The organism is Pseudoalteromonas sp. H103 (assembly GCF_001469205.1).
GTDB lineage: Bacteria > Pseudomonadota > Gammaproteobacteria > Enterobacterales > Alteromonadaceae > Pseudoalteromonas > Pseudoalteromonas carrageenovora.
In genome coordinates, this window is sequence record NZ_LOFG01000015.1 from 73809 (window position 1) to 84274 (window position 10466).

Annotated in this window: 13 protein-coding genes, 1 rRNA gene and 1 other annotated feature; of the genes, 5 read left to right on the plus strand and 9 right to left on the minus strand. The window is 40.2% G+C overall.

The features are described 5' to 3' along the window. Positions 1-190: 190 nt before the first annotated feature. From ATS74_RS10270 to ATS74_RS10290, 5 genes are all read left to right on the plus strand, one after another. Positions 191-376 (plus strand): hypothetical protein, encoded by a 186-nt coding sequence (locus ATS74_RS10270; protein ID WP_058548816.1) that lies wholly within the window; start codon positions 191-193, stop codon positions 374-376. 101 nt (positions 377-477) lie between these two features. Beyond that, positions 478-843 carry a hypothetical protein gene (locus ATS74_RS10275; RefSeq protein WP_235592002.1) on the plus strand — a complete coding sequence of 122 codons (366 nt, stop codon included), beginning with the start codon at positions 478-480 and terminating at the stop codon, positions 841-843. Positions 844-853: 10 nt separating this feature from the next. After that, positions 854-2230 carry a class II fumarate hydratase gene (locus ATS74_RS10280; RefSeq protein ID WP_058548817.1) on the plus strand — a complete coding sequence of 459 codons (1377 nt, stop codon included), beginning with the start codon at positions 854-856 and terminating at the stop codon, positions 2228-2230. A gap of 112 nt (positions 2231-2342) precedes the next feature. Beyond that, complete coding sequence (locus tag ATS74_RS10285) at positions 2343-2855, plus strand: hypothetical protein (protein ID WP_058548818.1); 513 nt, start codon at positions 2343-2345, stop codon at positions 2853-2855. A gap of 10 nt (positions 2856-2865) precedes the next feature. Further along, positions 2866-3270, plus strand: coding sequence for a hypothetical protein (locus ATS74_RS10290; protein WP_058548819.1), 405 nt, complete (start codon positions 2866-2868; stop codon positions 3268-3270). Positions 3271-3290: 20 nt separating this feature from the next. Here ATS74_RS10290 and ATS74_RS20105 read toward each other — a convergent pair whose 3' ends face one another. The 9 genes from ATS74_RS20105 to rrf all read right to left on the minus strand — a co-directional run bounded on the left by ATS74_RS20105 (position 3291) and on the right by rrf (position 9950). Then, the gene (locus ATS74_RS20105; RefSeq protein WP_058548820.1) at positions 3291-3476 is read right to left on the minus strand and encodes a hypothetical protein; all 186 of its coding nucleotides are present in this window, start codon (positions 3474-3476) and stop codon (positions 3291-3293) included. Between the two features lie 15 nt (positions 3477-3491). Then, positions 3492-3812 carry a hypothetical protein gene (locus tag ATS74_RS10300; protein ID WP_058548821.1) on the minus strand — a complete coding sequence of 107 codons (321 nt, stop codon included), beginning with the start codon at positions 3810-3812 and terminating at the stop codon, positions 3492-3494. Next, positions 3809-4447: a DUF4178 domain-containing protein gene (locus ATS74_RS10305; protein WP_058548822.1), complete on the minus strand. Its 639-nt coding sequence runs from the start codon at positions 4445-4447 to the stop codon at positions 3809-3811. The genes ATS74_RS10300 and ATS74_RS10305 overlap by 4 nt, the downstream gene beginning before the upstream one ends. Positions 4448-4519: 72 nt before the next feature. Beyond that, entirely contained in the window at positions 4520-5212 is a 693-nt protein-coding gene (locus tag ATS74_RS10310; protein WP_058548823.1) for a PspA/IM30 family protein, read from the minus strand. Positions 5213-5236: 24 nt separating this feature from the next. Next, entirely contained in the window at positions 5237-5650 is a 414-nt protein-coding gene (locus tag ATS74_RS10315) for a YjfI family protein (RefSeq protein WP_006793818.1), read from the minus strand. A gap of 81 nt (positions 5651-5731) precedes the next feature. Then, the gene (locus ATS74_RS10320) at positions 5732-7453 is read right to left on the minus strand and encodes a polyamine aminopropyltransferase (protein ID WP_058548824.1); all 1722 of its coding nucleotides are present in this window, start codon (positions 7451-7453) and stop codon (positions 5732-5734) included. Between the two features lie 3 nt (positions 7454-7456). Then, positions 7457-8356, minus strand: a complete 900-nt coding sequence (locus ATS74_RS10325) for a DUF350 domain-containing protein (RefSeq protein ID WP_058548825.1) — start codon at positions 8354-8356, stop codon at positions 7457-7459. Positions 8357-8378: 22 nt separating this feature from the next. Further along, positions 8379-9311 (minus strand): hypothetical protein, encoded by a 933-nt coding sequence (locus tag ATS74_RS10330; RefSeq protein ID WP_058548826.1) that lies wholly within the window; start codon positions 9309-9311, stop codon positions 8379-8381. A 524-nt stretch (positions 9312-9835) separates the two neighbouring features. Beyond that, positions 9836-9950, minus strand: a 5S ribosomal RNA gene (gene rrf, locus ATS74_RS10335). Positions 9951-10166: 216 nt separating this feature from the next. Then, positions 10167-10432 (minus strand) — a sequence feature (23S ribosomal RNA rRNA prediction is too short). Between the last annotated feature and the right edge of the window lie 34 nt (positions 10433-10466).

Sequence of the window (10466 nt, forward strand, 5' to 3'; positions counted from 1 at the left end):
CCAAAGTTGTAGGCTAATGCACAACAGTAAAGCAAATTTTGATTACTTTGTACTTAGTAAAACCCTAAAAAATAAAATTTTTATATTTATCAATATATTAAAAGTTAGCTATTTTATTGGTATATATTATGCTTTTTTATAGTGAGTCTGTAAAAGGCTCAACTTATATTAATTAAAGAGGATCAAAATTATGCATTTACCCCCATATACTGCTGTAGACGCTGTTGTCTCAGTAACAGAAAAAAACATAGAAAAGCCTAGTAGCGCCTGTGATAGTAGAGCCACCGTAATCGATTTACTTTCTCACTGTAACCAAAATCAACAGGCGCTAAAAAAACATGAAACAGACCAAATATTCATTCTTGGCTACAATTGATACTAAACTTAAACCCGTAAATAATTTTTACAATAACTGTTTACACTGAAACCGATTAAATGTAATGATAACTATTATCGTTAACTTAGGTCGGTTTTTTTATGTCTTCAGATCACGCTCTGCGTAATTATCATCATGAACTAACATGTCATTGCTTACGTCCGGGCCTTCATGCCCCTATGCTCGTGGCAAACTACATCGAAACCGCTCTAAGCTTAGCTAAAAGCTTTGAAAAACAACGCAATCCTCTACTTCAAGAGCTTTATTTAAAACGCACACTATATGAAATTATCAACAAAATGTGCGACCCTCTAATAAACAGTGCCATTCGCAAACAGTGCCTTGAGCAGTTATATAAACCATTACTGGCATTAAAACGTTATTACAAAACGCATAACAACACAGCCAAGTTTTTATTACTTGAACGTGAAGCGCGCGTTCTTAGTCACGAATTCAACCCTTTTTAAGGAGTAAAATATGAGTAACTTTAGAACAGAATCAGACAGTATGGGCGAGTTACAGGTACCTGCTGATGCTTTATATCAAGCGCAAACCCAACGCGCAGTAAATAACTTTGCAATTAGCGGCTTAACAATGCCCAAGCAATTTATTACGGCGCTTGCTTACATTAAGCAAGCCGCTGCACAGAGTAATTTTGAGCTAAATCATTTGAGTAAAAGTAAAGCGACGGCCATAGAGCAAGCCTGCCAACAAATTATTGATGGCGAGCATTATGAGCACTTCCCTGTCGATATTTTCCAAACCGGCTCAGGTACAAGCTCTAACATGAACGCCAATGAAGTCATCGCAACGCTTGCAACTCGCATTGGTAATGAGTCAATTCATCCTAATGATGACGTAAATATGGGGCAAAGCTCTAACGATGTAGTCCCTACAGCCATTGCCCTTAGTAGTGCCATTAACGTAGTTTATGAATTACTACCATCACTTGAAAAACTATCGCAAAGCTTAGAGCAAAAAAAGGCAGAAGTTGGCGCAATAGTTAAAACAGGCCGTACACATTTAATGGATGCGATGCCCGTTACGTTTGAGCAAACACTCAGTGCATGGCAATCACAGGTAAATAACGCAGCCTCAGGCATTCGCCATAGCTTAGAGCGAGTATGTGAGCTTGCTCAAGGTGGTACAGCTGTTGGTACCGGTATTAATGCCGATGGCGAGTTTGCATCAAAGTTTGCTAAAAACTTAAGCGCAAATGTGGGTATAAGCTTTAAACCAAGCAGTAACTTTTTTTATAATATTGGTTCGCAAGATGCCATTGTAGCGCTCTCAGGGCAGTTAAAAGTACTCGCTGTAGCACAAATGAAAATAGCAAACGACTTACGCTGGATGAACTCAGGTCCACTTGCTGGTCTTGGCGAAATAGAGCTTGAAGCACTACAACCAGGCTCGTCTATTATGCCGGGTAAAGTAAATCCGGTGATCCCAGAAGCGGCAGCCATGGTAAGCGCTCAAGTAATAGGAAACGATGCAACTATTACCGTTGCAGGCCAAGCCGGTAATTTTGAGCTGAATGTGATGTTACCTGTTATTGCGCATAATATTTTACAAAGTGTTGAGCTACTTGCTAATAGCGCACAAGCCCTTGCAGATAAAGCTATTGCGAGCTTTAAAGTTAACCAACCCAATATAGACAAAGCATTGGCTAAAAACCCAATTTTAGTTACAGCGCTTAATCCGGTGATCGGTTACGAAAAAGCCGCAAAAATAGCTAAGCAAGCCTACAGAGAAGCCCGACCTATTATCGATGTAGCCGAGCAAGAAACTGACTTACCACGCGAAGAGCTCGAAAAACTACTAAACCCTACTAAGCTCACACAAGGTGGCTTGTAGTTTTTTTAAAATCTAAATACGGCTTTAATTACTTGATTATATAGTTTTTATTGCCGTAAAAAATGCACCGTGTATGATAGTGATGAATATTTCATCACTATTAAGGTTTGTTATGCGTACCCCATTGTTAGCCATACTTTTACCGCTTTGTTTAACTGCTTGCCTAGAAACAACATCAGCCGATACAGAGCAAACTACTCAAAATAAATTAAAAGAAGTACCGCAAACAACGCTTGTTGAAAATAAAAAAGAACACTCAAAATCAGCAGCACAAAAACTTTCAAATACCGAGTTAAAAAAAGTATCTGTTGAGGATATAAAAACAGCTAAAACCGAGTTAAACTCGCTCATTGCTGATAATCAATGCGACACCAGTGAGCAGTGTAGGGTTACCCCTGTTGGCAGTCGTGCATGTGGCGGCCCTAGTAGCTTTGCCGTTTACTCAACTAAAACCGCTAATGAAACTGACGTTTTAGCACAAAGTAAAAAAATCACGTCTCTTGAAAGCCACTACAATGCTCAAAATGAAATGATGAGTATTTGTCAGCATTTAACGACACCAAGCACGCAGTGTGTTGAAAATAAATGTGTTAAACTTGAAGGCTCAGCGGTAAGTGCATTTTAAGGATAACGTTATGAGTTGTTTACCATCGGCAGTTAAACTATCAATTATAAGCATTGCTAGCAGCTTTTTATTACTAAGTGGCTGTGCCAGCACGGCAACGTCAGGTAATGAACAAAGCAAAACTTTATCTGACTTAAACTACGATCTGAATAACATGGTGAGCAATAATAGTTGCACCGCGAGCTTTCAGTGCAAAGTCCTTGAAGTTGGCGCCCGCGCATGCGGTGGACCGAGTACATACGCGGTTTATTCAACGCTAAACACCTCTCAAGAAGAAGCGGAACAGCTTGCTCAACAAATAACAAAACAAGAAGAGATACAAAATAAAGCGCAAGGCTTAACCGATTGCTCTCCTGTACTTGAAGTGCAATCGTTATGTATTAATAAGCAATGCCAGTCGTTTGATATTAAATAGCTTAAACGTCAATTTCAGCGTTAACCTATAAAAGGTATTAACGCTGAAATTATTAACACCATCACCACGCACACTCCCGCTTTAATGATGTATTTCATTGGCATTTGCTTAAGCACCCAGTACGCATAAATAAATCGCACAAAGTAACTCGCAGCTGTGCCAAATAAAGCAAAAATAATTAAGTAAGCAATTAAAATAATATTCATATAAATCTAAATTAACTACTTAGTGTTTTTAGTATGAGCAATTAATAACTCTGCTACTTGTTGCTTTACGGCTCGCTTATCATCGCTTTGTACATCAAACCGCGTTGCGAGTTGTGCTATTTCGTCGTCATTTAAATTAAACGATAAACGCTGGCGTGTTTTTTTAGATTTTACGTCCAAACCTAAAATTTTACGGATCATGTCTGATGGCGTGAGCTCTTGATCGATGGCTTGTTTTTTTATCGACTTTTGTACTTCGCTACTTAAATCAAATGCCATTTGTGTGGCACGCACGGCTTGCTCTTGGCGTAACCACTTATCTTTAGCATCACTCACTTAGCATCTCCTGGAAATAAGTCGACGATATCGGTGATTGGCCGTGTAAGCGTTAGCGATACTTCGGTTTCACCGCCTTCCCATATTTCGATATTTAAACCATGCCCTTCGTCAGGCGATGCTAAACAAATCATTTCACATGGCTCACCACCTTCTTGCTCATAACGCGGTAGTGACTGGCCACGAAAGTCTTTATTATGGAAGTAGCATACGTATGGCGATTCACTTTGTTGATAGCTTTTAGCTAAAAACTGCATAAAACGCTCGGGTGTGTTTTGCACCTGGATATTAGTTAATGATTCTTCATCAAAAATACGCGCAAAGTCGTCTAATCCAAATATTTGCTCTACTTCATCACGCTGAATTTTTATTGAAAAGTTAGCAAACTGCTCACCATCATCTTGCTCAATTTGTAAAAATACAACCTGTCCGCTGTTGGTCTCAAGCACAAACTCAGTGTCACTACTGTGCTGATATTGGTATGTTTGAATATCAATAACGCGTAACGTTTCACCTTTTAACCACGACGGATATGCAAATGAGTCGATAACACTAAACATATCGCCTTTTTTAAGCTCGCTTGCATGATTAAGCTGACGTTCTGGCTCTTTTTTAGATTTGAAAAAATTAAACATAATGAGGCATCCCTAAGCAAAAAAGGTAACTAAGCTAAGCTTAATTACCTTTTATAAATAATGTACTAACTATTAGCCGTTTTGCTTGGCTTTAATGCGCGCTAAAATATCAGCACTTTTTGGGCTTGTATCGCCAATACCGGCTTCAGCCATTTTTGCTTTTAAATCGTCGCCATTTACGTCCGACTCAAGTTGCTTTGCAGCACCAAGCTGGTCGCTACGATCCTGTTGGCGTTGCTTAATACGCTCAAGCGACTGGCGAGCCGATGTCATAGACGAGCTATTAGTATTAAGCGTGCTGTTAACAGCCATAGTAGCTTGCTGTACGCTTTCTGTGGTTTTAACCATAGTAAGCTGACGTTGGTTTTCTTTAATCGACTTTTCAGCGTCTTTAACTTGTTGTTTAAGCGCCACAATATGATTGCTAAAACCAGATAATACTTGCTCGTTTTCAGCTTTTTCAGCTTCAAAGTCACCAATTTTTTCGGCAATTTCTAATGCTAGGGCTTCATTACCTTTTTCAAGTGCTTGGCCTGCATATGCTTCGTGCTCAGCAATTGATGCATCAACAGCGCTAATTTTACGCTTAGTTTGCATTTCTTTAGCCATTACTTCTGTAAGGCTTTTTTTAGCACGGTGAAGTGCATTTTGTGCATCTGCAATTTCTTGTTCAAAAATTCGGATACCGTTTGCATCTACAATTGCTTCGCCTGCTTCACGCGCGCCGCCACGTACTGCTGTAAATAATTTTTTTAAAATACTCATAATCTTAACTCCACTAACTAGTTACTAATCGTTTAAATACAAGGTCACGGCTTCTAGTGCGTCAATAGCGTTGTCAGCTAGTGTCACTAGTTCGTGGGTAACGTCATCTAACGATGAATTTACCGACAGTGCACCAAAAATCGCGTATTTGTTATCGATTTTAGCAAATGCACTCAGTGGAATTGGCACGTTTAAACGTAGTAGTGTTTCGTTTAACTCGTTGCGTAATTCACTTTTTACTTCGTCTTCGCCAAACAAGTAGCTAATACATAACAACTGCTCTTGAGTTTGCGTAACAAAAATTGGAAGCTCATCGTTTCCGTCAACAATGACTTGTAAAACATCTTGCTCACCTGGATTGGCAATCAAGAAAGACTCAAAGTTAGCACCTTCAGTTTCAAAAGAAGCTAATTTTATTGAAAGTTCATTTAATTCCATGTCTCTGCCTTTTTTGTCGTTTGACATATTATGTCTGAGTTAAGATTCGCACGGCCGACATATTATGTCAACCCTGTTTTATTAATTTTTGTACAATTCGCTTTCTATTTGCCAAGCTGTACGGTAATAATCGTATAACTGACCAGATCCTAACCTATTGACCTCAATACTTTTTACTTGTTCAAAATACTGATTAGGAAACACAAAACTTGCCAGTAAATATTCTTTACTAACCCACCTAGATGGCACAGGCATTTCGCTTATGTTTTTAATTCGTCCACTTGCGGGTTGACCCATTTTAGTGGCAATAGTCCAGCCCCATTGCCCAAACGAAGGAATATTTTGCTGATATTGCTCTACATAACTAAACCCTGCTGCTTTAACCGTTTTGGCTATGCTTAAAAACGCTTTTTTAGCATGATAAGGCGATGTTGATTGAACTGCCATTGCGCCATCGGGTGCCAATAGTTGACGTACATGGTTATAAAAGTAGTCACTGTACATTTTGTTAAGATCGGGATGATTAGGATCGGGTAAATCAATTAAAATAGTGTCAAATTGCTTACTTTGATCGAGTAATTTTTCAACCTCTAAAAATGCATCACCCACAATTATATGTGCACGAGAGTCTTGCATAGATTTATTATTTAGCTTTAATAGGCGGTTATTAATAGGCTCTGGGGGCGTAAAATCACCGTCTTTATGCCCAAATAAATTAAGCAGCTGAGCATCTAAATCAATCAGCGTTACTTCGCTCACAGGCCATTTTAAAACATCTCTAAGGGCAAGCCCGTCGCCACCACCAATAATTAATACGCGGTCGTGCCTGTTTGAGGCAAGCATTGCCGGATAAACCAGCATCGAGTGATATATTTGCTCATCAATACTTGAGAACTGCAAGCGCCCATTTAAATATAAATCAGTAATAGGCTCTGGCTGATTTTTACTTAAGCGTTCGGTTAACACTACATGCTGGTACTTAGTGGCTTGAGAGTAAATAACTTTATCTTTATATAGCACGTTACTTAAGCTATTCATCCAACTACTACCCAGCACTAAAATAAACCCAAATAATGCCAGCAATACGATATGACAAACTAAAAGTGCCTTAGCAAAGCGCACATGCGCATGGTAGCGCCATAGAAAGGCAAGCCCTGCGATTATATTAAAAAGTGCTGTCCACGCTGCAGCTTGCATTATAGGCATTGAGAGCATAATGCTTACCCAAATAGCCGCGCCAATACCTGCGCCAATATAATCGGCACCGTAAATTGTTCCTGCGTTATTTTCTAAAAACCGCCCGTACACATGTTGGCGAATACGCGCTATTAACGGTATTTCCATACCAATAAATAAACCCAGTATTAAACCAAATACATAAGGAAGGAATCGTGACCACTCTTGCAACTTTTGAAATACATAGCCGTTAAGTACAACATCGGGAGGTAAATTAAAAATACTAGAAAATAAATGAGGGAGCGAATAACTTACAGCAATCACACCAGCAATAGCTAAAATGCAGCCCATGCCAACTAATGCAATTATACTTTCTAGCCAAGCAAAAGCGGTAAATGCATCTTTAAACCAACGAGCTAAAAAAGCACCTAAGCCCATAGCCACTATCATCGTGCCAATCATGGCGTAAATTGCGCTTTCTACAGAGCCAAGTACACGCCCTGCGTAATGCGAAAGTAAGTATTCATAAATAAGGCCACACCCTGCGAGTATGGCCATAACCGTAATAAGTAATATATCGTGCCCAAGTAAACGTGCTTTACTTGGGCTAGTGTTAGTTAATGACACTGATTATGCGCCTAATAAAGTTGCCATAGTAATACCAACAGCAAACGATACCGCTGCAGAAATAGTAGCTACGCCTACATTTTTTTGGCGATTTACTTCATCTGAAATATCACAGCCAGATAAAATAATTTTTATTGTCACTAAGTGCAAAATAATAAATGCAATTAAGAAAACAACTGCGCTAACAGCCCAGTAAAGCAAGCTTGCATTTATGTTATCGGCTGCATAAGGTGCAATACCTGTTGCTGCAGTAATTGCCAGTGCACTACCAATTAAAAAACCAGCGTAGCGAATACCAACAGCTAAGTTTCCATCAATAATTGCTTGTTGTAAGCAGTCACCGCTTTTATTAGTGCGTTTAAATAGTTGCACGCGATATTGGCTTACTAGTAATAATACAAAGCTGCCAATAATAAATGCTGCCACTACAATTGGCAGACCGTGCCAGCCCTCTGTTGCTACCCACAAAAGTGCAGAGCGAATAACAATAGCAACACTCACTACATGACCAAAGTCAATTATAGAGGCTGTTACATTACCTTTAACAATTTCATCGTGTAGGCTTACTTTACGCAGCGCTACTTTATCTTGAAAAAAGTGGCCTAACTTAATTAATACAATCGCTAGCACACCATAACCTAGCATTTGCAGTGCTTCTTGCTGAAGCGACGCTGCAAAAGCTCCACTGCTCACGCCCGTTAATACAATTGCAAGGGCAACCAAGCCTGCGGCAAAGCTAATACCAAAAGCAAAGTTATCGCGCTCTGTTATTTCGTCATTCGCATGTAAATTTGAAACCCAACCTTTAATGTATTTTAGGCTTACAAAGAGCAACACAATAATTGCAAAATCAATCGCCAGTGCTTGTAGCGACCACATAGTTATTCCATTAAATTCGTACATATTTCTAACTCCAACTTATTCTTTACTTACCACGGCTCACGCCACGAGAGGTTCTGCTACCGCTATCACGTACCGATCCTGAGCTATTGCTATAGCTGCTCGAACGCGAGTAACTACTGCGGCTTTTAGGTGGCGTATAACTACTACGGCTTAAACCCGTTGCACCTGTTTTTTTGCTCGCATATGGGCTTGTAAACTGCTTACCTTGGCGTTGGTATGATTGGCGTGTACGTGTTTCAAGCGCGCTTTGTGTTTTAATTTGCTTAGGGCTTGAGTAACGAGCACGGCCATAGTCATTGTAATAACTATACTTGCGACGCTTACTCCAGCTACCGTATTCAACACGATCGAACACATCACCTAAAATACGGTACATACCGTACCACTGCCAAAAGCTAATCCCGTTACTATTAGTTTGCCAGTTTCCATAATTAGGGTTACCCACCATTTGGTTACCAACCCCCTCTCCTTCAGCTTGCTGGCTAATTGCACCAATACGAGCAAGGCTGCCTTTTGACATATCAGCAAGCATATTAATAGGATCGGTCAACGCATCTGAAAACAACGTAGGCTTTACAGCTTCACGCAGTAAATCAATACTGTGGAGCGTATCTTCGTAAGGTGGAATTAAGTAAGTCCCTTTAATGTCTTTAAGTCGCTGTGTTAAACCACTATAAAGTGCACCTTGCCTTGTGGCATCAAGGGTAATTACATCAACAACCTTACTTAGTTCTGGTTGCTGCTGTTTTAGAAGTTGGCCGTACTCTTTTAAAAGTACAGCATTACGTATGCTCCCATTATCAAGCGCGGTACCAAGCTGTGATAGCTCAACATCTGCCTTTTTAATAGACTCTTGAATTGTTTGTTGCAACTGCTCTTCTTTAGATTGACAACCCATAAGCACTGCGAACAAACAAAACAGGCTCATAAGTTTCCAAGCTTTTATATTCGACATTCATGTCACCTGATTTACAAAATTAACGCAGGTAGTTTTACACAGGTCACTTATTAAACCAAGAATGAAATTGCAACAAAGTGAGAAGAAACGAGCATCTCTGTAATCAGAGTATGATTTAGTGAAATATGAAGCTATATAATAAGGTTCGAATTGAAGCACCTATTTAAAAAGGTACTTGCGGTGATTTTAGCGCCAGGAGTCGCTTCGCCCGACCTACGCGATAGAGGCTTGATGAGTCTATATTAACTATGCGTATTCTACTTTTCTGCAGACGTAAAAAAGCCCGACTATTGCTAGTCGGGCTTTCTATAATTTGAAGCCTGGTAATGTCGTGGTGCCCACAGCGGTGGTGAGTCACAGTGAAATGCTACACTATCTTTGTGTCGGGGCTGCCTTCCGTGGGGCTCGCCTTCGCGCTGTTTTGTTTGACTACTGAGCTCGGCATGGGCTCTTGGCTATTTACTAAATCCCAGAAAGCAAAAAACCCGTCACATTGCTGTAACGGGTTTCTTTAATTTGAAGCCTGGTAATGTCCTACTTTCACATAGCAAATGCTACACTATCATCGGCGCTGTTTCGTTTCACTACTGAGTTCGGCATGGAGTCAGGTGGGTCCAAAACGCTATTGTCACCAAGCAAATTTGGTGCAAAGGAGTAATGACAAGCACGTAGTGCTTCTTTTTCCTTTGCGCAAGGTGCCTCTACTTTAACGCTACGCGCTAAGAGTCACCTCATAAATTTGGAAAATATCTGATAATATTTTTTAAGTCTTTAAGTAATATCTACTTTAGTCATTAACTTCTGTCGCTTTCACTGTCACAAAACGCGTTTGGCGTTGTATGGTTAAGCCTCACGGGTAATTAGTACAAGTTAGCTTAATGGCTCACACCACTTCCACATCTTGCCTATCAACGTTGTAGTCTTCAACGGCCCTTCAGAGACTTTAAAAGTCTAGTGAGAAATCATCTCGAGGCCTGCTTCGCGCTTAGATGCTTTCAGCGCTTATCAGTTCCGAACGTAGCTACCGGGCAATGCCATTGGCATGACAACCCGAACACCAGCGGTTCGTTCACTCCGGTCCTCTCGTACTAGGAGCAACCCCTCTCAATTCTCAAACGCCCACGGCAGATAGGGACCGAACTGTCTCACGAC

Bases quoted from the DNA above. Each gene is read 5' to 3' on its own strand.
- ATS74_RS10305 (WP_058548822.1), bottom strand. From the start codon at position 4,447: ATGTTTAATTTTTTCAAATCTAAAAAAGAGCCAGAACGTCAGCTTAAT.
- ATS74_RS10325 (WP_058548825.1), bottom strand. From the start codon at position 8,356: ATGTACGAATTTAATGGAATAACTATGTGGTCGCTACAAGCACTGGCG.
- ATS74_RS10315 (WP_006793818.1), bottom strand. From the start codon at position 5,650: ATGGAATTAAATGAACTTTCAATAAAATTAGCTTCTTTTGAAACTGAA.
- ATS74_RS20105 (WP_058548820.1), bottom strand. From the start codon at position 3,476: ATGAATATTATTTTAATTGCTTACTTAATTATTTTTGCTTTATTTGGC.
- ATS74_RS10280 (WP_058548817.1), top strand. From the start codon at position 854: ATGAGTAACTTTAGAACAGAATCAGACAGTATGGGCGAGTTACAGGTA.
- ATS74_RS10270 (WP_058548816.1), top strand. From the start codon at position 191: ATGCATTTACCCCCATATACTGCTGTAGACGCTGTTGTCTCAGTAACA.
- ATS74_RS10285 (WP_058548818.1), top strand. From the start codon at position 2,343: ATGCGTACCCCATTGTTAGCCATACTTTTACCGCTTTGTTTAACTGCT.
- ATS74_RS10310 (WP_058548823.1), bottom strand. From the start codon at position 5,212: ATGAGTATTTTAAAAAAATTATTTACAGCAGTACGTGGCGGCGCGCGT.
- ATS74_RS10330 (WP_058548826.1), bottom strand. From the start codon at position 9,311: ATGTCGAATATAAAAGCTTGGAAACTTATGAGCCTGTTTTGTTTGTTC.
- ATS74_RS10290 (WP_058548819.1), top strand. From the start codon at position 2,866: ATGAGTTGTTTACCATCGGCAGTTAAACTATCAATTATAAGCATTGCT.
- ATS74_RS10275 (WP_235592002.1), top strand. From the start codon at position 478: ATGTCTTCAGATCACGCTCTGCGTAATTATCATCATGAACTAACATGT.